We start from the raw sequence: 21,905 nt of genomic DNA, 5'->3' as shown, positions 1-21,905 counted from the left end.
CCGCTGGATACAGAAGAAGAGAGCCGACCAATGAAGATCAGCAATCACACCGGCAGCAGAGGCGGGCTCCGCCGCACCTCGGTCGCCGTGGCCCTCGGGGCCGTGCTCGCGCTGACCGCGACCGCATGCGGCGACGACGGCAGCGGGACGGGCGGCGACAAGGGCGCCGACGGAAGCGGCAAGGGAAAGATCGTCTTCTGGGACAACAACGGCGGTGTCCGCACCGAGACCTGGAAGGAGATCATCGCCGACTTCGAGAAGGCCAGCCCCGACATCAAGGTCGAGTACGTCGGGATCGCCTCGACCGAGTACCAGTCCAAGGTCGACACCGCCCTCCAGGGCGGCGGCCTGCCGGACGTCGGCGGCGTGGGCGCGGCGATGCTCGCCGGGTTCGCCGCGCAGGGCGCGCTGGAACCGCTGGACGAGCGGCTCGGCTCGTCGTCGCTGAGCGGCAAGCTCAACAAGGACATGGTCGAGTCGCTGAAGGCGGCCGGCGGCGGGGACGACAAGCTGTACTCGGTCCCGACCTCCGCGAACAACGGTGTGCTGTACTACCGCACGGATCTGTTCAAGAAGGCGGGGCTCGAGGAGCCGACGACGTGGGAGCGGTTCTACGAGGCCGCGAAGAAGCTGACGAACTCGGGCAAGAACGAGTTCGGCTACACCATTCGCGGTGGTGCGGGTTCCATCGCCCAGGCGCTGGACGCCATGTACGGGCAGTCCGGCATCACGTCGTTCTGGGATTCCAGTGGTGAGAAGACCACGGTCAACGATCCCAAGAACGTGGCGGCACTGGAGAAGTACGCGGCGCTGTACAAGAAGGTCACTCCGGCCGCCGACCTCAACAACGACTTCACGAAGATGGTCGCGCAGTGGGACTCCGGCACGATCGGGATGCTGAACCACAACCTGGGGTCGTACCAGGACCATGTGAAGGCGCTCGGGGTCGAGAAGTTCCGGGGCGTTCCGCAGCCGGTCGGCGCCGGTGGCAAGCGGGTGCAGGTGTCCAACCCGGTGGACGGGCTGGGGCTGTTCAAGAGCGGCAAGAACAAGGACGCGGCCTGGAAGTTCATCGAGTTCGCCACGTCCAGGGCGGAGAACTCGAAGTTCAACGAGGCGGCGGGGCAGGTGCCGTCGAACACGGACGCGGCGAAGGACGCGTGGATCTCGAAGGCCGAGCCGACGAAGCTGGCCGCTGACGCGTTGTCGGACGGGTCGACGACGATCGTGCAGCTGCCGTACTACCTGCCGGACTGGAACACGATCTCCAAGGCCGACAACGAGCCGAACTTCCAGAAGGTGCTGCTCGGGAAGATGAGCGCGAAGGAATTCCTGGACACGATGGCCGAGCAGCTGAATGCCGCGCAGGAGGAATGGAACCAGCAGAAGGGTTGATGCTGGATTTCGCCGTCGGGCGGCCTGCGGTGTGCAGGCTGCGGGCCGCCCGTGGTTGATCGCGCCCACGTGGCGGAGCCGCACATTGATACAGCCCCGCGCCCCCAGGGCGTATCCCCACCCCTATTGAAAGGGACTCCGCGTGTCTCTGAGCCGTAGACAGGTTGCTGTTGCCGCAGCCTCTGTTCCACTGACGTTTGCCGCTGCCGGTACCGCTCACGCCGGCACCCGGCGTCTTCCCACCCTCTACATCGCCGGTGATTCCACCGCCGCGCAGAAGTACAAGGACGCCGCTCCCGAGACCGGGTGGGGGATGGCGATTCCGTTCTTTCTGCAGGGATCCCGGCTCGCGGTCTCCAATCATGCCGTGAACGGGCGGAGCTCCAAGAGCTTCGTCGACGAGGGGCGGTTGAAGGTGATTCTGTCCGCCGTCCGGCCCGGGGACTTCCTGCTCGTCCAGTTCGCGCACAACGACGAGAAGGCGGAGGATCCCACCCGGCACACCGAGCCCTGGTCGACCTACCAGCAGTATCTGCGGATGTACCTGGACGGGGCCCGGGCGCGTGGGACGCGGCCGGTGCTGGCGACCTCCGTGGAGCGGCGGCGCTTCGACGCCGCCGGGCAGGCCCTGCCGACGCACGGGGAGTACCCGGCGGCCATGCGGGCGCTCGCCGCCGAGGAGCGGGTCCCGCTGCTCGACGTCCAGGCGCTGTCGCTCGCCCTGTGGCAGCGGCTCGGGGTCGAGGAGACCAAGAAGTACTTCAACTGGACCGCCACCGAGCAGGACAACACGCACTTCAATCCGCCGGGGGCCATCGAGGTGGCCCGGCTCGTGGCGCGGGAGCTGCTGCGGACGCGGGTGCTCGGGCCGCGTGATGTGCGGCGGCTGGACGAGCGGATTCCCGAGTCCTGGATCACCTGGCCGTAGTCCGGCGTGCCACCCCTGACGAAGAAGGAAGAGAGCCGCACCATGAACGTTCGGAAGTGTCATGATCATGCCATTGCGCGAGTGGCCGTGCTCATCGGCTGCACCGCGCTCGTGCTGTCCCTGAGCGGCACCGGCGCGCAGGCCCAGCCCCGGGACGTCGCCCGCCAGATTCTCGCGGCGAACGACGGATGGGCCTCCCACGGCTCCGGGACCACGGGCGGCTCCCAGGCGGACGCCGCGCACGTCTACACCGTCACCACCTGGGAGCAGTTCCGCGCCGCCCTGAAGGACGGCGGGTCCGCACCCAAGATCATCAAGGTCAAGGGCGTGATCGACGCCGTGTCCGAGGGCTGCGACGCGTTCGCGGCCGCCGGGTACGACCTCCAGAAGTACCTCGCCGCCTACGACCCCGCCGTCTGGGGCCACGACAAGCCGGTCAGCGGCGAACAGGAGGACCTGCGGGCCGCGTCGGCCGCCGCGCAGGACAAGACCATCAAGGCGAACGTGCCCGCCAACACCACCATCATCGGCGTGGGGAAGGACGCCGGGATCCGCGGCGGCAGCCTGCAGATCAAGGGCGTGGACAACGTCATCGTCCGCAACCTCGCCCTCGAGGCCCCGGTCGACTGCTTCCCGCAGTGGGACCCGACCGACGACAACAAGACCGGCGCCTGGAACTCCGAGTACGACGGCGTGGTGGTGTACGGCTCCACCCATGTGTGGATCGACCACAACACCCTCACCGACGGCCGCTACCCCGACAGCAGCCTGCCGACCTACTTCGGCAAGGTCTACCAGCAGCACGACGGCCTGGTCGACATCGTGCGCGGCGCCGACCACGTGACGGTGTCCTGGAACTCCTTCGAGGACCACGACAAGACCATGCTGATCGGCAACAGCGACAGCGCCGGATCCACGGACACCGGCAAGCTCAAGGTCACCCTGCACCACAACCGCTTCGAGGGCATCGTCGAGCGGGCCCCGCGCGTGCGGTTCGGGCAGGTCGACGCGTACAACAACCACTTCGTGGTCACCGAGGACCAGCCGTACGCCTACACCTTCGGCATCGGCGCCTCCTCGCAGCTCCACGCCACGGACAACGCCTTCTCGCTGCCCGCCGGGGTCGGCGCCGGCAAGACCCTGAAGAAGTGGAGCGAGGCGCCGCTCACCGCCGAGAACAACTACGTCAACGGCAAGCGGACCGATCTCATCGCCGTGCACAACGTGGAGGTCCCCGGCGAGATCCTCCGGCCCGGCGCGGGCTGGAAGCCGACCCTGCGCACGAAGGTGGACTCGCCGAAGGCCGTGCCGCAGACCGTCGACCGGCAGGCCGGCGCGGGCCGGATCTGCTGACGCTCCCGGACACCGGCCGGGGCGGCCCGCACCGCACCCCACTCCTGGGGTGCGCCCGCCCCGGCTCCTCCCGCAGTGACATCGAAGGAGCACCCGCATGCCCCTGTCCAGAAGACGATTCCTGACGGTGAGCGCCGGAGCGGGCGCCGCGCTCGGCGCGGCCCCGGCCCCCCGTGCGGGCCGCCGCCCGCCCCCGCCCGTTCGGCCGGTACGGCTCACCGTCCGCGCGCCTGACGCCCGGGACGCTGTACGTCCATCCGGGCGGCGCCGGTGACGTCACCACCGTCCGGGAGGCGGTGGCCGCGGCGAACGGAACCGGGCACACCCTCGTCATCGCCCCCGGCACCTACCGGGAGACGGTGGCCGTCGACCGCACCCGCACCGCCATGACCTGGATCGGGGGCGAGCGAAGACCCCGTGACGTCGTGGTCGTGTACGACAACGCGGCCGGGACGCCCAAGCCGGGCGGCGGCACCCACGGCACGACCGGCTCCGCCACCACCACCGTCCAGGCCGACGGCTTCAGCGCCCGCTGGATCACCTTCGCCAACGACTGGCTGCGCGCCGACCACCCCGACATCACCGGCACCCAGGCCGTCGCCCTCAAGGTCCAGGGCGACCGCTCGGCCTTCCACCACTGCCGGTTCCTCGGCCACCAGGACACCCTGTACGCCGACTCCACGGCCCTCGGCACCTTCGCCCGCCAGTACTTCAGCCACTGCTACGCCGAGGGCGACGTCGACTTCGTCTTCGGGCGGGCCACGGCGGTGTTCGAGCACTGCCACTTCCGCACGCTGGCACGGGACGTGGACTTCACGCCCAAGGGCATGGTCTTCGCCCCCTCCACGGCCCGGGCCAATCCGCAACGGCATCCTCGCCGTGCGCTGCCGGATCACCTCCGGCGCCGAGGACGCGGCGTACAAACTGGCCCGGCCCTGGGTGCCGTCGTACGGGACCACGGCATGGCCGTCGCTGGTCGTGCGGGAGACCCGGATCGGGCCCGGCATCGACGCGGTGGCCCCGTACACGAACATGCGGGACGCCCACCCGTGGCAGAGCATGCGTTCGCCGAGTACCGGACTGACGTCCGGTCCGCCACGCCCGGGGCGCTTGACCGGTTTTTGCCCGGCGGGTCTCGCGCCCACGGGGGTGACGCGCGTAGAAACCCTGTCATGCATAAGGGGTCCTTTCACTATGCCCGTCCGGGTCGCGTGGTCTGGCACCGCACCTCGCCGCGTTGCCGAAAAGCCCTAGTAGCTCCGCTACGAGGGCTTCCCGGCGCCTTGCGACGCACGGCACCAGACCACGCGCCCTGATCGGACGCTCATAGTGAAAGGACCCCTAAGCCACTGCGTATCGCCGCGGTCACCGCGGCCTGTGCCGTCGCCGGTGTCACCCTGTACGGGACCGGCGCCGCCACGGCCGGCCAGTCGACGGCGAACTCCACCCGCGAGCCCTACAACATCGGACTGCTGGCCAAGGACATCGACACCTACTACGGCACCACCCTCGACGCGAACGGCGTCTACCAGTCCTCCCCGGACAGCCCCTACGCCAAGGACCTCGCCCGCCTCGACGCGTCCGCCCGGGCGTACATCGGCAAGGCGGCCCGCAAGGCGCTGCACAAGGGCGAGAAGCCGGCCGTCGTCTTCGACATCGACGACACCCTGCTGCTCAGCCTCGACTACGAGAAGAAGAACAACTACGGCTACAACAGCGCCACCTGGGCCGCCTACGTCGACCGGGCCGACCGGCCCGCCGTCTTCGGCAGCCCCGAGCTCGTCCGCTACGCGGACCGCAAGGGCGTCGAGGCTTCTACAACTCGGGCCTGAGCGAGGCGCAGCGCTCCGCCGCCGTCGAGAACCTGAAGAAGGCCGGCTCCGAGGTGAACCTCGACGCCGGCCACATGTTCCTCAAGGACAAGGCCAACCCGCCGTCCTACCTGAGCGGATGCGCCACCCCGGGCACCTGGACCTGCACGACCGCGCAGTACAAGTCCGGTACCCGCAAGCACATCGAGAAGGACCTCGGGTACGAGATCATCGCCAACTTCGGCGACCAGTACTCGGACCTCCAGGGCGGTCACGCCGACCGGACGTACAAGCTCCCGAACCCGGCGTACTTCGTCAGCTGAGGCCGGGCGGCGTCACCGCCGGACCGGCTCGATCCCCTCCAGCGTCGGCACCACGGGCTCGATGGTGCCGTCGGCCGCGAACTCCATGCGGTCGACGGTGGTCTCGCGGTGCATGCCGTCACCGCCCGGCAGGCCGGGGCCGTTGAGGGCGAAGCGGTGGTAGACCATGTACCAGTCGTCGGTGCCGGGGGTGTTCACCACCGAGTGGTGTCCGGTGGCGAGGATGCCGTACCCGGGCCGCTTCTCGAGGATCGTCCCGCGCTTGGTCCACGGGCCGAGCGGGGACGGTCCCGTCGCGTACGCCACGTGGTAGTTCTCGCTGCGGGTGTCGTCCTCGGACCACATGAAGTAGTACGTGCCCTTCCGCTTGATCACGAAGGAGCCCTCGCGGAAGTCGTCCGGGGTGATGTCCTTCACCTCGGACGCGTCGAAGGACACCATGTCGTCGTCGAGCGGCACCACGTAGCCGTGGCCGTTGCCCCAGTACAGGTAGGCCTGGCCGTCGTCGTCCGTGAAGACCGCCGGGTCGATCATCTGGCCCTTGAGCGAACCGCCCTTGGCCACCAGCGGCTTGCCGAGCGCGTCCTTGAACGGGCCGGCGGGGGAGTCGGCGACCGCCACGCCGATCTGCTGCTCGGCGCAGAAGTAGAAGTAGTACGTGCCGTCGCGCTCGGCGATCGCGGGTGCCCAGGCGTTCTTGTCGGCCCAGCTCACGTCCGGCCCGAGGTCGAGGATGACGCCGTGGTCCTTCCAGTTCACCAGGTCCTTCGACGAGTACGCCTTGAACCTGGTGCCGCTCCAGCCCTGGAAGCCGTCCGTGGTCGGGTAGATCCAGTACCGGCCGTTCAGGTAGTGCACGTCGGGGTCGGCGTTCAGGCCCGGCAGGATCGGGCTGCGGGTGCGCACCGCTTCGACCGTCCAGGTGCGCTTGGTGCCGTCGGCGGCCGTGACGGTGTACTTCTGCGGTGTGCGGAAGTCGCGGCGGGTGCCGGACTTCGGGCTGATCTTCGCGCCCTCACCGACCCACAGCTTCGGGGCGAGGTCCCGCAGGCCGGCGTCCGGCTTCATGGGCAGGACGACCCTGGAGGCGCTGTCCGTGACGATCGCGTAGCCCTTCTGGTGCTTCGCCGTCGCGTCCACGACCGAGGTGGAGGTCGCCGGGTAGGCGGCCAGCAGGCGGTCGTACTCCTGCTGCGTCACCGGCAGGACCGTGCCGTGCCGGGGGCTCGCCGGGAGCTGGTAGTTCGTCGACGGGGTCCACTTGCCCGAGGCGAGGTCGGTCGTCTCGAAGGGCACGTAGCCGCGGCCGCCGTACTCGTCGATGAACAGGTACCACTTCTTCTCGGTGTTCGACCTGAACACCGTCGGGCCCTCGCCGCGGTCCATCGCGCCCTTGCCGATGCAGTCGGCCACGAAGTCGTACGTCGTCGAGGTCAGGGAGGTGGACCTCTCCCCGGTGATGAACTTCGAGCAGGGGCCGGCGGAGCCGGGGTCCCGCTCGTCCTTGGTGTAGCGGTAGTACTCGTCCTTGTCCTTCACGACCGTGGAGTCGATCACCGAGTAGCCCGGGTCGTTCCAGACCTTCGGCTCGCTGAAGGTGCGGAAGTCCTTCGTGGTCGCGTACAGCATCTTGTTGTACGTGTCGCCCTTGTGGTCCGGGTCGTCGTCGGCGTACAGCTTCGACGCCCAGAAGACGACGTACGAGTCGAGCTCGTCGTCCCAGTAGGCCTCCGGGGCCCAGGTGTTGCCCGCGGTGTCCGGGGAGACCTTCACCAGGCGCTGGTCGGTCCAGTGGACCAGGTCGGTGGACTCCCAGACCATGACCGACTTGCTGCCGTGCCGCTGGACCTGGTCCCAGCTGCCGCTGGAGTTCTGGTACATCCGCAGGTCGGTGGCGATCAGATAGAACGTGTCGCCCTTGGGGGAGCGGATGACGAACGGGTCGCGCAGACCCTTCTCGCCGGTCGTGGACGTCAGCACCGGCTTCCCGGCGTTCAGCTCACGCCAGTGCAGCGGGTCGTTGCCGCGGCTGAGGGCGTAGCGGATCTGCTCGCCGTCGGCGGTGCCCTCACCGGTGAAGTAGGCGAAGAGGTAACCGGCGTACTTGCTGTGCTTCACGGGTGGGGCTCCGGGGTCTGCGGTGCTGGGCGGTGCGCTGAGGAGGGTCAGCAGGAGGCCGGTCAGGGCCAGGAAGGGGAGCAGGAGCGTGCGGGCGATGCGGGGGCGCATGACACTTCCTGTCGGAGTATGGGGGATTCTGTTGGATGAGCGGCCTTCGGAGTCTCACCGGAGGGACGCAGGGCGTCAACGGGTGCGTGTGAGGCCGGTCGGTCCGAAACTTTCGGAACGTCGTGGTCATGGGCGCACGTGACGGCGGCAACCCTTTCCGGCGCGGTGGCGACTGGTGGACGGAAACGGGCCGGAGCGGGCCCCTCCGAGCCGTTTCCGTCCCGATCCCCCAGGAAAGGAAGGCTCCTTGCTGCCGAGCACCGGACGTCATCGCAGGATGCGCACGCTCTCCATCGCCGCGGCCGTCGCCTGTGCCGCGGGGGCCGGCGGCGTCTACCTCGGGCTGTCGACCGGCGGCGCGCGGGCCGCTTCGACGACGGTCACCGTGTCCACCACCGCCCAGCTCGAACAGGCCGTGAAGAACGCCACCGCCGGCACCGTGATCCAGGTCCGCGGCGGCACCTACTACCCGACCGCCACCCTCAAGTCCACGGCGAACGGCACCAGTTCCGCACCCATCACCCTGCGGGCCCACGGAGCCGAGAAGGTGCGGATCGACGGGTCCGAGCTCCCCGCCGGCTCCTGGCTGGCGGGGATCCACGGCCACCACTGGACCGTCCAGGACCTGGCCTTCGTCAACTCCCCGGCCCAGGGATTCGTCGCCACGTCCTCGGCCGGCGGCGTCTTCAGGAACCTGGTCACCGCGGACAACGGCGACTCCGGCTTCACCCTGCGCGGCGACGGCACCACCGGCAACCTCGTGCAGAACCTCGACAGCCACGGCAACTACGACCCGGCCGGCCACGGCCAGAACGCCGACGGCATCGCCGTCAAGTTCGGCTCCGGGACCGGGAACCGGATCACCGGAGCCCGGCTCTACGACAACTCCGACGACGGCCTCGACCTGTGGCAGTTCTCCTCACCGGTCATCATCGAGCACTCCTGGGCCTTCGGCAACGGCGAGAACCGCTGGAACGACGCGGCCTTCGAGGGCAACGGCAACGGCTTCAAGCTGGGCGGCGGGGGCGCCTCCGTCGCCCATGTCGTCGACGACAACGCGGCCTGGGACAACACGCTGCACGGCTTCACCGAGAACTCCAACACCGGTGCCATCGCCCTGAACCGCAACACCGCGTACGCCAACGCCGAGAGCGGCTTCTACTTCGCGACCGGCACGGCCCGCCTCGGCAGGAACCTCGCCGCCGGCGACACGGGCGGAGCGGCGAAGCTCGGCTCCTCGACGGTCTCGGCGGGCAACACCTGGGACAGCGGCATCGCCACGCCGCCCTTCAGGTCGACCGACGCGACCGGTGCGTACGGAGCGCGCCGGGCGGACGGCTCCCTGCCCGCGACGACGTTCCTGACGACCGGCTCCACGACCATCGGCTCGACGATGGACTGAGGCCGCGCTTCCGTCGGGGCGATGGACTGAGGCCGCGCTTCCGTCGGGGCGATGGACTGAGGCCGCGCTTCCGTCGGGACGACGACGCCCCCGCCGGTGCGAAACGGCGGGGGCGTCCTGCCGACCGGCCGAGGGGGGCTCGGCCGGTACTGTCCGGCCGTCCGGAGGGGGGCTCCGGAGGGCCGAGGTGCCGGGACGTCCGGCTGGGGGCCGGGCACCCGGCGTTCCGGTCGGCCCAAGGGGGGACGAGGGCCGACCGGAGTCACAGGGGGGCGGGTCCTACTGGTAGCTGATGTCGGACGTCTTGAACGTGCAGCTCTTGCCGTCCGGACCGGGCGGTGTCAGCTCCTTGGGCTCCTTGCCGGTGTTGTTGCCCTCGAAGCGCACACACGTCTTGATCTTCTTCTTGCCGTCGCCGTGGATGCGGATCTTCGACAGCGTCGCCGTGTCGCCGTAGTTGGCGTTCACCCCGACGATGGAGTTCACCGGCGCCGTCACGTCGATGTCGCTGAGCACGATCGTGCGCTTGTACTGCGTCTTGCAGTTGCCGCAGGAGCGGACCAGCTTGCCGGCGTTCTGCACCTGGAAGCCGGACACGTTCAGCGTCCCGGCGCCGTTGAACTGCAGCACCTTGTCGTCGGCGTTCTTCGCGCCGCCGCCGATCACCCTGTACACCGCGGAGGAGGACTTGCCCTTGAAGCTGGCCGCGTCCTCGCCGACGTCCGTCCACCACACGTTCTGCAGCGTGCAACTGCCCTTGCAGTGCACACCGTCCGCCGCCGGGGTGCCGATGATGACGTTCTTGAGGACCGCGCCGTCCGCCAGCTCGAAGAGCGGGGCCTGACCCTCGTCCTGGCTGCCGCCGCCGAGCGCGCCGGTGCCGTAGAACATCGTCATCCCGCCGTCGCGCACACCGGAGACCGGGATCGTCCTGGACACAGGGGTCTTGCCCTTGTCCGTGGGCCAGGAGGACGCGGCGCCCGCCGTCGACAGCATCGACGTGGTGACGATCGCCGCACCCGTGATGCCGAACGCGGACACCGCGGCGATCACGGCCCGCCGTTTGGTGGCACTGCGGCGATGGCGGACGCGCTGTTCTGCTGGTGCAGTCATGTACCGATTCCTCAGATGGGTGGTGACGCTTGCGCGGAGTGGTCGCCACCGGTGAAGGGAGGGTTGCCGCCTCTCCAGAAGTTTTTCAGGAGTCGCCGTCGCCGTCGTCGACCGCCGCGAAGCCGCCGCCCACCGACAGCTGCCTCGAAGCGGCGGTGGCCGTCACCGTGTAGGCGTCCTTCCCCGCGTCACGGCCGCCGCGGGCGTGGTCGAACTGCCCGGCGAACACCCACTCGCCCGCCGGCACCGTACGGCCCTCCTTGAGGGTCCAGGTGTAGACGAGGAAGCCGTCCCGCTCGGCGACCGCGAGGGTGAAGTCGTTCTCGGGCAGGGAGCGCCAGGCGCCCGCGTTCGAGACCCCGCCGGTCTGGGCGACCTTCAACCGCACGGTCAGCGCGGTCAGTTGCCCGCCGGTTTTGAGGGTGATGTTGCTCTGCGCCCAGAAGTCGTTGCTGTGCGGGTCGACCGATCCGTCCGACCAGAGCGGACCGTCCTCGGTGGCGGCGGGCGGCCGCTCGGTGGCCGGGGCGCTCGGCGTCCTCGACGGCGCCGGGCCGGACTCGCGGCGCTCGGCCGACCGGCTCGGCGTCGGCTCCACCGGAGCCGGTGGCGCGGGGGGCCGGCTCGTCGCCTCCGGGGACGGGGTGGGGGTCGGCGACGTCGCGACCTCCTGCCGCCGCGGGGCGGCCTCGTCCTTCACCGCGGACGCCACCGCGTAACCGCCCACGGCCAGAACGCCGGCGACCGCGGCCGTCGCACCGGCCACCCGCATCCAGCCGAGCACCGGCGGACGCGTCTCCCGGTGGCGGGAGCCGGCCGGACCGGCCATGCCGCGCTCGACCCGGGCCAGCATGCGCTCCCGGTCGGGCTCGTGTGCCCCGGCCGCCTCGTGCAGCCGGGAGCGCACCTCCTCGTGCACGTCCCGCCGCATGCTCATCGGTCCCTCCCTCCGCCCTGGCCGGTGCGCACGCCCTCCACGGCGGGCGAGCAGCGGGGAGCGCCCAGCGCCGCGTGCATCCGCTGCGGCACCCCCGGCGTCCCCAGCAACCGCTGGAGTTCGGCCATCCCCTTGGAGGTCTGGCTCTTCACCGTACCGACCGACACACCCAGCGCCAGCGCGGTGTCCTTCTCCGAGAGGTCGAACGCGTGCCGCAGCACCACACAGGCCCGCTTGCGGAACGGCAGCCCGCGCAACGCCTCCTGCACGTCGACCACACCCGCGACGTCCGGGTTCTCGGTGTTCTCCTCGCGCTGCGACCAGAACAGGGCGATGCGCCGCCGCTCGCGCACCGCGCTGCGGATGCGGGTCCGGGCCAGGTTGGCGACCACACCGCGCGCGTACGCGGCCGGATGGTCGGCCGCGCGCACCCGGTCCCAGCGGTGCCACAGCGCCAGCAACGCGTCCGCCGCCAGGTCGTCGGCCGTGTCCGCCTCGCCCGTCAACAGATAGGCGAGACGGGACAGTTCGGCGTAGTGACGCTCGAAGAAGGCGTGGAACTCCGCGGAGGCGGCGTCGTCGACGACTGTGCCCACGGGCGACCTCTCCTCGCAGCGGCTACGGGTACTCCCGGCCGGGGCACCCTGTGGCTGGCATGTAGATGACATGTGATCATCCGGGGGAGGCCCGGACGAGATCGGGAAGCGTAGCAGCGATCGTCGGATGGTTCGTACGGGGCTTCGAACGTCGTATGGCAGGCCGGACATCGATTTCGTAACACGAAGAACACCTGAACGTGGTTCAACGCGACGAAAATCCAGCCAGCACCCGCACACCGATCACCCAGGCATCGAGGAGCACGCGCCATGTCCGAATCGCAGAAGGTGGCCGACCGGTCCGACGCCGCGCCACCGGCGGCGAACAGCGTCGACCGGTTCTTCAAGATCTCCGAGCGGGGGTCCACCTTCGGCCGTGAGATACGCGGCGGCTTCGCCACGTTCTTCACGATGGCCTACATCCTTGTCCTGAATCCCATCATCCTGGGCAGCGCGAAGGACAAGTTCGGGCACCAGCTGGACGCCGTCCAGCTCACCACCGCCACCGCCCTGGTGGCCGCGGTCATGACGATCGTCATGGGCGTCGGCGGCAACCTGCCCCTGGCGCTCGCCGCCGGACTCGGCCTGAACGCCGTCGTCGCCTTCCAGATCGCCCCGCTGATGAGCTGGGACGACGCGATGGGCCTGATCGTCCTCGAAGGCCTGCTGATCTGCGTGCTGGTGGTGACCGGTCTGCGCGAGGCCGTCATGCACGCGATGCCCCAGCCGCTCAAGCAGGCGATCAGCGTCGGCATCGGCCTGTTCATCGCCTTCATCGGCTTCGTCGACGCCGGGTTCGTCAGCCGCATCCCGGACGCCGCCAACACCACCGTCCCCGTTCAGCTGGGCGGCACCGGCACCCTCGCCGGCTGGCCGATGCTGGTCTTCTGCCTCGGCGTGCTGCTGACGATCGGACTGCTCGCCCGCAAGGTCAAGGGCGCCATCCTCATCAGCATCGTCACCATGACCGCGCTGGCGATCGTGATCAACTCCCTCGCCGACATCAAGTCCTGGGGCCTGACCACGCCCTCCTGGCCGGACAACCTCGTCGACGCCCCCGACTTCGGCCTCATCGGCGACTTCGACCTGTTCGGCGCCTTCAGCGCTCCCGGCGTCGGCGTCATCACCGTGGTCCTGCTGATCTTCACGCTGATCCTGTCCGACTTCTTCGACACCATGGGCACGGTCGTCGGCATCAGCGCCGAGGCCGGCCTGCTCGACGAGGACGGCAAGGTCCCGAACCTCGGCCGGGTGCTGCTCATCGACGGTGCCGCCGCCGTCGCGGGCGGCGCGGCCTCCGCCTCCTCGGCGACCTCCTACATCGAGTCCGCGGCCGGTGTCGGCGAGGGCTCGCGCACCGGCTTCTCCAACCTCGTCACCGGCGGCCTGTTCGGCCTCGCGCTGTTCCTGACCCCGCTGCTCACCATCGTCCCGCTGCAGGCGGCCGCCCCGGCCCTGGTCGCCGTCGGCTTCCTGATGATGACCCAGGTCAAGCACATCGACTGGGACCGCTACGACATCGCCATCCCCGCGTTCCTCACCATCGCCGTGATGCCGTTCACCTACTCCATCACCAACGGCATCGGGGCAGGCTTCCTCGCCTACGTCGTCATCAAGACCGTCCTCGGCAAGGCCAAGGAGGTCCACTGGCTGCTGTGGGGGGCCTCGGCGCTGTTCCTCGTGTACTTCGCCATCGACCCGATCGAGCAACTGCTGGGAGCGAAGTGACGCCGAGCGCGCGCTGACACGAGGACGGGCCGCCCCCGGGGGGAAGGGGGCGGCCCGTCTCGTCCGTACAGACGGCTTATCGGCGGCGGAGGTTCAGTGGCGCAGGCTCAGTCCTTCAGCGCCGCCTGCATCATGGCCTTGGCGACCGGCGCCGCCAGGCCGTTGCCGCTGACCTCCGAGCGGGCCGCGTCCGACTGCTCGACCATGACCGCCACGGCGACCTCCTTGCCCGACGATTCGGACTTGCCGTACGAGGTGAACCAGGCGTACGGCACCTGGCTGTTGTTCTCGCCGTGCTGGGCCGTGCCCGTCTTGCCGCCCACGATCGCGCCCGGGACCTTGGCGTTCGTGCCCGTGCCCTTGTTCACGACCGTCTCCATCGCCGACTGCAACTGCTCGGCGGTCGAGGAACTGACGATCTCCTTCGTGCGCGCGTCGTCGTCGTAGTCCTCCAGCACATCACCGCCGCTGTTGGTGATCTGCGAGACCATGTGAGGCGACACCAGCTTGCCGCCGTTGGCAATGGCCGCCGACACCATGGCCATCTGCAGCGGGGTGGCCGTGACGTCGAACTGGCCGATGCCCGTCAGGGCCGTCTGCGACGGGTCCATGTCCGACGGGTACACGCTCGTGTAGGCCCGGACCGGCACATCCAGCCTGTCGTCGTTGAAGCCGAACTTCTCGGCCATCGCCTTCACCTTGTCCTGGCCCAGCTTCACGGCCATCTTGGCGAAGACGTTGTTGCACGAGTACTCCAGCGCCGTGCGGATGGTCGCGTTCGTGCAGGGCGCGTTCGGGTTCTCGTTCGTCAGGTCCCGGCTGGTGCCCGGCAGCGTGTACGGGTCCGGGCTGTCCGTCCGCTCGTCCACCGAGGAGTACAACCCGTCCTCCAGCGCGGCCGCCGCCACGACCAGCTTGAACGTCGAACCGGGCGGCAGCGGCTGCCGCAGCGCACGGTTGACCAGCGGCTTCTCCGGGTCCGAGGTGAGCTTCCGCCAGGCAGTGCCCGCGGTGTTGGCGTCGGTCAGCGAGGAGGGGTTGTACGACGGCGTCGACACGACCGCGAGGATCTTCCCGGTCTTCGGGTCGACGGCGACGGCACCGCCCTTCTTGTCGCCGAGCGCCTCGTAGGCGGCCTTCTGCACGTCCGGGTCGATGGTCGTGACCACGTTGCCCGGCTCGGCCCGCTCGTTGGTGAGCGTGTCCATCACGGACTTCAGCCGGCTGTCCGTGCCGTTGAGCAGGTCGCTGTAGATGCCCTCCATCTGGGTCGGGGCGTACGCCTGCGACGCGTACCCCGTCACCGCCGCGTACAGCGCGCCGTCGGTGTACGTCCGCTTGTACTTGAGGTCGCTCTTCTTCGTCGGCGCCGAACCGGTCACCGACCGGCCGCCCACGACGATGTTCCCGAGCGGCGCCGAGTACGTCTCGATCGCGTTCCGCCGGTTGTCCTTGTCGTCTGCCAGCGCCTGGCCTTCGTAGAACTGCACCCAGGTCGCCCTGACCAGCAGAGCGAGCACCAGGAGCAGCGAGAAGACCGAAGCGCGCCTGATCGTCTTGTTCATTGCGAACTGGAGGACGAGCCACACCGGGCGGATCGTTCCCGTCCGTCCTGGTTTCTCATCCGGCGGGGCGGTTTTCTCATCCGCCGTTCAGAAAGCCGGCCTCGTACGCGGCGATCACCGCCTGCGTGCGGTCCCGGGTGCCGGTCTTGGCCAGGTCCGCCGCGACGTGGGACTTCACCGTGGCCGGGCCGACCTCAGCCCTCCAGGACGAGCACCGCTTCGTCGATCTCGGCGCCCCGGGCCGGGGCGTACCCGCGGGCCGCCGCCGTCACCCGGAACCCGCACTTCTCCAGCACGCGCAGCGACCCCGCGTTGTCCGACGCCGCCCGCGCGTACAGCGGGCGCTCGGGCACCTCGGCGAGCAGCGCCCGCAGCGCCTGCGTGGCGATGCCCTTGCCCCAGTACGCGCGGTCGACCCAGTACGTCACCTCGCGCTCGCCCGGCACCCCGTACACCCCCGCGCTGCCGACCACGTCCCCGTCGGCCAGGACCGTACGGACGACGACGTCGGGCGAGGAGCGCATCCGGGACCAGCGGGTGTCGAAGGCGGCCCGGTCGGCCGGATCCTCCGGAGTGAAGGCCGCCATGCTCAGGGACTCGGGGTCGTTCATCTGCCGGAAGAAGACCGGCAGATCACTGTCGTGGACCTGGCGCAGCTCGACGTTCATGAATCAGAGCCTACGGGTGGCCAGTGTCAGCCGGTCCCGCGCGTCGAAGAGCGCGTCCTTGACCAGCTGTTCGTGCGCAGGGGTCAGCCGCGCCACCGGCACCGAGCAGCTGATCGCGTCCCGCGCCGGGGTGCGGTACGGGATCGCCACGCCGAAGCAGCGCAGCCCCAGCGTGTTCTCCTCGCGGTCCACCGCGAAACCCTGCTCCCGCACCTGGCGCAGTTCCTCGATGAGCTTCTCCCGGTCGGTGATCGTGTGCTCGGTCAGCGCGGGCAGCGTCTCCGGGAGCATCTTGCGCACCTGCTCGTCCGAGTACGTGCTCAGCAGCGCCTTGCCGAGGGACGTGGAATGCGCGGGCAGCCGGCGGCCGACCCGGGTGAAGGGACGCAGGTAGTGCTGGGACTGGCGGGTGGCCAGGTAGACGACGTTCGTGCCGTCGAGGCGGGCGAGGTGGATCGTCTCGGTCGTGTCGTCCGAGAGCCGGTCCAGCGTCGGGCGGGCCGCCGCGACGACCTCGTCACCGTCGATGTACGACGTGCCGACCAGCAGGGCCCGCACGCCGATGCCGTATCGCGTGCCCGTCGCGTCCGTCTCCACCCAGCCCAGTTCGACCAGGGTGCGCAGCAGCATGTAGAGGCTGGACTTGGGATACCCGACGGCCTCCTGGACCGCCGCGAGGGAGTGCATGCCGGGGCGTCCGGCGAAGTATTCGAGCAGTTCAACCGTTCGTACCGCGGACTTGACCTGCGCCCCGCCGCCCGTCTCGCCAGCCGACATCGCCCTTGACCCCTTCGTTGGACGCGAAATAGTCTCCACAGCGTATTCATCATCAGAGACAGCGTTCAGTATATCGAACACCCCTGGTGGGTGACCCAGTACTGCGGCAATACATGTGTGGAGGGACCCGCGGTGGCAGCAGCACCAGTCTGGAGTGTCGACCCCCGAACCGGGAAGCAGCGTGAACAGGTTGCGGTGGAGGCCACAGCCCAGGAGGTGGACGCCGCCGTCCGCGCCGCGCACGAGGCACGCGGCGGCGCCCTCGCCGACCGCACGGTCCGCGCGGCCTTCCTGCGCACCGCCGCAGACGAGCTGGAAGCGGCCAAGGACGGTCTCGTCGAGACCGCCGACGCCGAGACCGCGCTCGGCCCGGTCCGGCTGACCGGCGAGCTCGCCCGCACCTGCTACCAGTTGCGTGCCTTCGCGGACATCGTCGACGAGGGCGCCTTCCTCGACGTCGTCATCAACCACCCTGACGACACCGCGACCCCGCCCATCCCCGACCTGCGCCGCTACAAGGTGTCGCTGGGCGTCGTCGCCGTCTACTCGGCGTCCAACTTCCCCTTCGCCTTCTCGGTCGCGGGCGGCGACACCGCGAGCGCCCTCGCGGCCGGCTGCCCGGTCGTCGTCAAGTCCCACCCGGACCACCCGGCCCTGTCCGAGTACGTCGCCAAGGTGCTGCGCCGCGCCGCCGCCCGGCACGACATCCCCGAGGGCGTCGTGGGCCTGGTCCACGGCTTCGAGGCGGGCATCGAGCTGATCAGGCACCCGCTGGTCGCGGCGGCCGGCTTCACCGGCTCCGTGCGCGGTGGCCGCGCCCTCTTCGACGCGGCGGCGGCCCGCCCGGTCCCGATCCCCTTCCACGGCGAGCTGGGCTCGCTGAACCCGGTCGTCGTCACCGAGGCCGCGGCGGCCGAGCGGGCCGAGGCGATCGGCGCCGGGCTCGCCGGTTCGATGACGCTGGGCGTCGGCCAGTTCTGCGTGAAGCCGGGCCTCGTCCTCGTGCCGGCCGGTGCCGCGGGCGACGCCCTGCTGAAGTCGCTGACGGACGCCGTCAGCGACACCGACGCCGGGGTCCTGCTCGACCACCGCATGCGCGACAACTTCGTGGCCGGCGTCGCCGAGCGGGCCGAGCTGCCCGACGTCGACTCCCCGGTCACCCCCGGCGCGGGCGGCGAGCACACCGTCAGCGCGGGCTTCCTCACGGTGCCGGCGAGCCGGCTGGCCGTGGAGGGCGAGCACGACCTGCTGCTGGAGGAGTGCTTCGGGCCGGTCACGGTCGTCGCCCGCTACGAGGACGAGACCGAGGTGAAGGCGGTGCTGTCGCGGCTGCCGGGCAACCTCACGGCGACGGTGCAGCTGTCCGAGGAGGAGGCGGCCGGTGAGGGCCGCGGCGCGGAGATCCTCGCGGAGCTGACGCCGCTGGCGGGGCGCGTGCTGGTGAACGGCTGGCCGACGGGGGTCGCCGTCGCGCCGGCTCAGCATCACGGCGGGCCGTACCCGGCGACGACGTCGACGTCCACGTCGGTGGGCGGGACGGCGATCGAGCGGTGGATGCGGCCTGTTGCCTACCAGAACGCGCCGTCCGCGTTGCTTCCCGCGGAGTTGCGGGACGAGAACCCGCTGGGGTTGCCGCGGCGGTTCAACGGGCGTTTGGAGCGTTAGCGCCGCGGGGGGTGCGGTGGATTGCGGGCTGCCGGATCGTTGTGGTCGATCGCGCAATTCCCCGCGCCCCTTGAGGTCGGACCTGGGAGACTCGGTCGAATGGATCTCGAGATTTCCGAACTCCCGTTCCCCCTGCGCACCTACGGGCCCGAAGCCCATTGGTCCTATGAGGAGGGCGTGCTCACCGGGTGGGCCGGGGCGCGGCAGGATCGGTTCGTGCCGCCCACCGGGGAAGGGCTGGACCCCGCTTCCGACGCTCCCCGGCTGCTCGGGGCGCCCGAAGGGGACTTCCAGCTGATCGCCAAGGTCACCGTCGGGTTCGGCGCGGCCTTCGATGCCGGGGTGCTCTACGTGCACGTGGGGGAGCGGGCCTGGGCCAAGCTCTGCCTGGAGTACTCCCCGGACGTCCCCACCGTCTGCACGGTGGTCACTCGGGGGCACTCCGACGACGCCAACTCCTTCACCGTGGACGGCAGTTCCGTCTGGCTCCGGATCAGCCGCACCGGCCGGGCCTTCGCCTTCCACGCCTCCCGTGACGGCGAACGCTGGACCTTCGTCCGCCTCTTCACCCTCGGCGACGAGAAGGAGACCGGCGCGGCCCTGGTCGGCTTCATGGCGCAGTCCCCGATGGGGGAGGGGTGCGTGGTGACGTACGACCACATCGAGTTCAGGCAGAGCTGGCCGGACGACCTGCGCGACGGCAGCTGAGGGGCGGCCGGGAACCGCGTCCCGGCCCGGCCTCGTCCTCCGTTCCATGATCAGCAACCGAGTGGTTCCGGGCCGTGTGATCCGTACCGTCCTGCCCGCCGAGGTGGCGGACGTCGTCGCGCTGCACGCGCGGGCCCGGGCGACGTACTGCCCCGGCGGGGTGCCGCAGGACGGCACCGACTGGACCGAGGCCTGGCGCGGCGCCCTCACGCGGCCGGACAGGCGGGTGCTGTGCCTCGTCGAGGCGGGGCGCATCGTCGCACTGGCCTCCTTCCGCACCCCGCAGGACGCGCCGACGGACACGGTGAAGCTGTTCCAGTTCCACGTCGACCCCGACCACTGGCGTGCGGGCGTCGGCACCGCCCTGCACGCGGCCTGTGTGGAGGAGTGGCGGGCCGACGGCAGACGGACGGCTCTCCTGGAGGTGCACGTCGGCAACCGGCGGGCGCAGGAGTTCTACCGGCGTCAGGGGTGGGTCCCCGAACCGGCCGGGCCGGGCGGCCACCATCTGCGGATGCGGTTCGCCCTGCCCGGGGAATGAAGCCCGCTGCTTGAACGTTCATCCACTTGGCGGAGGGAGTCTCCGTACCCGTACGACCTGGAGAGAGCCGAGACATGCGCGTCGAGATCTGGAGCGACATCGCCTGCCCCTGGTGCTATGTGGGCAAGGCCCGCTTCGACAAGGCGCTGCGGGACTTCCCGTACCGCGACGAGGTCGAGGTCGTGCACCGCTCCTTCGAGCTGGACCCCGGCCGCGCCAAGGACGACATCCAGCCCGTGATCACGATGCTCACCAAGAAGTACGGGATGAGCGCCGCGCAGGCCGAGGCCGGCGAGGACAACCTCGGAGCCCAGGCCTCGGCGGAAGGCCTCGACTACCGCACCCGGGGCCGCGACCACGGCAGCACCTTCGACATGCACCGCCTGCTGCACTTCGCCAAGGAGCGGGGCCGCCAGGAGCAGCTGCTCGACCTGCTCTACCGGGCCAACTTCGCCGAGGAGCGGTCCGTCTTCAACGACGACGAGCGGCTGGTGGAGCTCGCCTCGGCCGCCGGTCTCGACACCGAGGCCGTGCGCGCGGTGCTCGCCGACCCGGGTGCGTACGCCGACGAGGTCCGCGCCGACGAGCGCGAGGCCGCGCAGCTCGGGGCGAACGGCGTGCCCTTCTTCGTCCTCGACCGGAAGTACGGCGTCTCCGGCGCCCAGCCCACCGAGGTCTTCGCCCGGGCCCTCACCCAGGCGTACGGGGAGCCCTCGCCCCTGAAGACCGTCGACGGCAACGACGACGCGGACGCCTGCGGCCCGGACGGGTGCGCCGTGCCCCAGCACTGAAACGCCCAGGTCGGAGCGAACCCATAAGCGCTCCTTAGCGGCATCACGCAGAAATCGGCAATGGACGGGGAGATCCCGGGGACGCAGAGTGGTCCCATGGAGACCTTCGAGAACCTCGTCCGTGCCGAGTTCACCCCGAAGCACACCTACCTCAACACCGCGAGCAACGGGCTCCTGCCCACCCGGACCGTCGGCGCCGTGCAGGCGGCGGTGCGGATGCGTGCCGAGGGCACGCCCCTGGGTCCCCTGTACGAGGACGTGGAGGCCGCCCGCGCGTCCTTCGCCCGGCTGGCCGGCGTTCCTGCCGAACGCGTCGCAACCGGTGCCTCGGTCGCCGAGTACGGCGGGCTGATCGCCGCCTCGCTGCCCGCGGGGGCCGAAGTCCTCACGGCGGAGGGCGACTTCTCCTCGCTGGTGAACCCGTTTCACACGCGCGGCGACCTCAAGGTGCGCGCCGTGCCCCTGGAGCGGCTCGCCGAGTCCGTCCGCCCGGACACCGCGCTGGTCGCGGTCAGCGCCGCGCAGTCCGCCGACGGCCGCCTCGCCGACCTGCCGGCCGTGCGTGCCGCGGCCCGGGCCCACGGCGCCCGTACCTACGTCGACGCCTCGCAGTCGGCCGGCTGGCTGCCGATGGAGGCCGACGCGGACGACTTCCTCGCCGCCGTCGGATTCAAGTGGCTGCTGGGCCCGCACGGGGCCTCGTTCTTCGTCGCCCCGCGGGACTTCGGCGGGCTCACGCCGCTGCTCGCGGGCTGGGTCGCCGGGGAACGCCCCTGGGACAGCTGCTACGGCCCCGTCGCGGAACTCGCCCACTCCGCACGGCGGTTCGACGTCAGTCCGGCCCTCTTCACCTACGCCGGGCTGCGTGCCTCACTGGAGCTGCTGGAGGAGATCGGCGTCGACGTCGTGCACGCCCACGACGTCGGCCTCGCGGACCGGTTCCGTGCCGGGCTCGCCGGGCTGGGCCACGAGCCGGTGCCCGCGCCGGGCTCGGCGATCGTGTCGGTTCCGGGGCTGGGCCACCGGCAGGGTGAGCTGAGCCGGGCCGGCATCGAGGTGTCCGACCGGTCCGGGAACCTGCGGGCGGCGTTCCACCTCTACAACACGCCCGCGGATGTGGACCGGCTCCTGGACGCCTTGACGGCATGAGAAAACCGGGTGGGGCCTCCCGTCCCACACGAGGAGGCCCCACCCGGCAGCTCTTTCACACAGTCATCTCACCGTCGGCGGCGGTCACCGTACGGGCGTGAAGTCCCGCGCCCCGATGCTGTGCCGTCCGGGGGGCAACCCCCGGGCCCCCGGCCGAGGAGCGGTCACCGTACGGGCGTGAAGTCCCGCGCCCCGATGCTGTGCCGTCCGGGGGGCAACCCCCGGG

The 21,905-nt window shown here is 70.3% G+C and carries 17 protein-coding genes and 3 pseudogenes; 12 read left to right on the top strand and 8 right to left on the bottom strand.

The genetic code is table 11. The features are described 5' to 3' along the window. The first annotated feature begins 30 nt into the window (after positions 1 to 30). From HDC93_RS11575 to HDC93_RS11555, 5 genes and pseudogenes are all read left to right on the top strand, one after another. Positions 31 to 1,395, top strand: coding sequence for a sugar ABC transporter substrate-binding protein (locus HDC93_RS11575; RefSeq protein WP_185009852.1), 1,365 nt, complete (start codon positions 31 to 33; stop codon positions 1,393 to 1,395). Positions 1,396 to 1,537: 142 nt separating this feature from the next. Further along, entirely contained in the window at positions 1,538 to 2,323 is a 786-nt protein-coding gene (locus tag HDC93_RS11570; protein WP_185009850.1) for a rhamnogalacturonan acetylesterase, read from the top strand. Between the two features lie 42 nt (positions 2,324 to 2,365). Then, positions 2,366 to 3,676, top strand: a complete 1,311-nt coding sequence (locus HDC93_RS11565) for a polysaccharide lyase family 1 protein (protein ID WP_185009848.1) — start codon at positions 2,366 to 2,368, stop codon at positions 3,674 to 3,676. 97 nt (positions 3,677 to 3,773) lie between these two features. After that, a pseudogene (locus tag HDC93_RS11560) lies at positions 3,774 to 4,741 on the top strand (pectinesterase family protein); the annotation flags it as partial. 284 nt (positions 4,742 to 5,025) lie between these two features. Further along, a pseudogene (locus tag HDC93_RS11555) lies at positions 5,026 to 5,810 on the top strand (HAD family acid phosphatase). Between the two features lie 12 nt (positions 5,811 to 5,822). On the opposite strand, the gene HDC93_RS11550 reads toward HDC93_RS11555, so the two are convergent. Further along, a complete protein-coding gene (locus HDC93_RS11550; RefSeq protein WP_185009846.1) occupies positions 5,823 to 8,039 on the bottom strand; it encodes a family 43 glycosylhydrolase in 2,217 nt (738 codons plus the stop codon). Positions 8,040 to 8,286: 247 nt separating this feature from the next. Between HDC93_RS11550 and HDC93_RS11545 the strand changes: the two genes are divergently transcribed. Beyond that, complete coding sequence (locus HDC93_RS11545; RefSeq protein WP_185009844.1) at positions 8,287 to 9,441, top strand: right-handed parallel beta-helix repeat-containing protein; 1,155 nt, start codon at positions 8,287 to 8,289, stop codon at positions 9,439 to 9,441. A 279-nt stretch (positions 9,442 to 9,720) separates the two neighbouring features. On the opposite strand, the gene HDC93_RS11540 is transcribed toward HDC93_RS11545, so the two are convergent. The 3 genes from HDC93_RS11540 to HDC93_RS11530 form a co-directional block, all read right to left on the bottom strand. After that, complete coding sequence (locus tag HDC93_RS11540) at positions 9,721 to 10,554, bottom strand: pectate lyase (protein ID WP_185009842.1); 834 nt, start codon at positions 10,552 to 10,554, stop codon at positions 9,721 to 9,723. Positions 10,555 to 10,639: 85 nt separating this feature from the next. Then, positions 10,640 to 11,491 (bottom strand): hypothetical protein, encoded by an 852-nt coding sequence (locus HDC93_RS11535; protein WP_185009840.1) that lies wholly within the window; start codon positions 11,489 to 11,491, stop codon positions 10,640 to 10,642. After that, positions 11,488 to 12,087: a SigE family RNA polymerase sigma factor gene (locus HDC93_RS11530; protein WP_185009838.1), complete on the bottom strand. Its 600-nt coding sequence runs from the start codon at positions 12,085 to 12,087 to the stop codon at positions 11,488 to 11,490. Before HDC93_RS11530 ends, HDC93_RS11535 begins: the two co-directional genes overlap by 4 nt. 270 nt (positions 12,088 to 12,357) lie before the next feature. Here HDC93_RS11530 and HDC93_RS11525 point away from each other — a divergent pair, with 270 nt between their 5' ends. Beyond that, positions 12,358 to 13,815 carry an NCS2 family permease gene (locus HDC93_RS11525; protein WP_185009836.1) on the top strand — a complete coding sequence of 486 codons (1,458 nt, stop codon included), beginning with the start codon at positions 12,358 to 12,360 and terminating at the stop codon, positions 13,813 to 13,815. 107 nt (positions 13,816 to 13,922) lie between these two features. Here HDC93_RS11525 and HDC93_RS11520 read toward each other — a convergent pair whose 3' ends face one another. The 4 genes and pseudogenes from HDC93_RS11520 to HDC93_RS11505 form a co-directional block, all read right to left on the bottom strand. Then, entirely contained in the window at positions 13,923 to 15,380 is a 1,458-nt protein-coding gene (locus HDC93_RS11520; protein ID WP_185010380.1) for a penicillin-binding protein 2, read from the bottom strand. Positions 15,381 to 15,456: 76 nt separating this feature from the next. Continuing rightward, a pseudogene (locus HDC93_RS11515) lies at positions 15,457 to 15,582 on the bottom strand (DNA-binding response regulator); the annotation flags it as partial. Then, on the bottom strand, positions 15,575 to 16,048 hold the full coding sequence (locus HDC93_RS11510; RefSeq protein WP_185009834.1) for a GNAT family N-acetyltransferase: 474 nt from the start codon (positions 16,046 to 16,048) through the stop codon (positions 15,575 to 15,577). The gene HDC93_RS11510 and the pseudogene HDC93_RS11515, both read right to left, overlap by 8 nt. A gap of 3 nt (positions 16,049 to 16,051) precedes the next feature. After that, positions 16,052 to 16,825 (bottom strand): IclR family transcriptional regulator, encoded by a 774-nt coding sequence (locus HDC93_RS11505; RefSeq protein WP_031109054.1) that lies wholly within the window; start codon positions 16,823 to 16,825, stop codon positions 16,052 to 16,054. 132 nt (positions 16,826 to 16,957) lie between these two features. Between HDC93_RS11505 and HDC93_RS11500 the strand changes: the two genes are divergently transcribed. The 5 genes from HDC93_RS11500 (at position 16,958) to HDC93_RS11480 (ending at position 21,679) form a co-directional block, all read left to right on the top strand. Continuing rightward, the gene (locus HDC93_RS11500; RefSeq protein WP_185009832.1) at positions 16,958 to 18,490 is read left to right on the top strand and encodes an aldehyde dehydrogenase (NADP(+)); all 1,533 of its coding nucleotides are present in this window, start codon (positions 16,958 to 16,960) and stop codon (positions 18,488 to 18,490) included. Between the two features lie 99 nt (positions 18,491 to 18,589). Continuing rightward, entirely contained in the window at positions 18,590 to 19,198 is a 609-nt protein-coding gene (locus HDC93_RS11495; RefSeq protein ID WP_185009830.1) for a DUF1349 domain-containing protein, read from the top strand. Positions 19,199 to 19,244: 46 nt separating this feature from the next. Further along, complete coding sequence (locus HDC93_RS11490) at positions 19,245 to 19,739, top strand: GNAT family N-acetyltransferase (RefSeq protein WP_185009828.1); 495 nt, start codon at positions 19,245 to 19,247, stop codon at positions 19,737 to 19,739. A 74-nt stretch (positions 19,740 to 19,813) separates the two neighbouring features. Continuing rightward, positions 19,814 to 20,530 carry a DsbA family oxidoreductase gene (locus tag HDC93_RS11485; RefSeq protein WP_185009826.1) on the top strand — a complete coding sequence of 239 codons (717 nt, stop codon included), beginning with the start codon at positions 19,814 to 19,816 and terminating at the stop codon, positions 20,528 to 20,530. 96 nt (positions 20,531 to 20,626) lie between these two features. Beyond that, positions 20,627 to 21,679, top strand: coding sequence for an aminotransferase class V-fold PLP-dependent enzyme (locus tag HDC93_RS11480; RefSeq protein WP_185009824.1), 1,053 nt, complete (start codon positions 20,627 to 20,629; stop codon positions 21,677 to 21,679). The last annotated feature ends 226 nt before the right edge of the window (positions 21,680 to 21,905 follow it).

This window comes from Streptomyces sp. AK010 (assembly GCF_014207295.1).
GTDB lineage: Bacteria > Actinomycetota > Actinomycetes > Streptomycetales > Streptomycetaceae > Streptomyces > Streptomyces massasporeus.
This window is presented reverse-complemented; position numbering and strand designations above follow the sequence as displayed.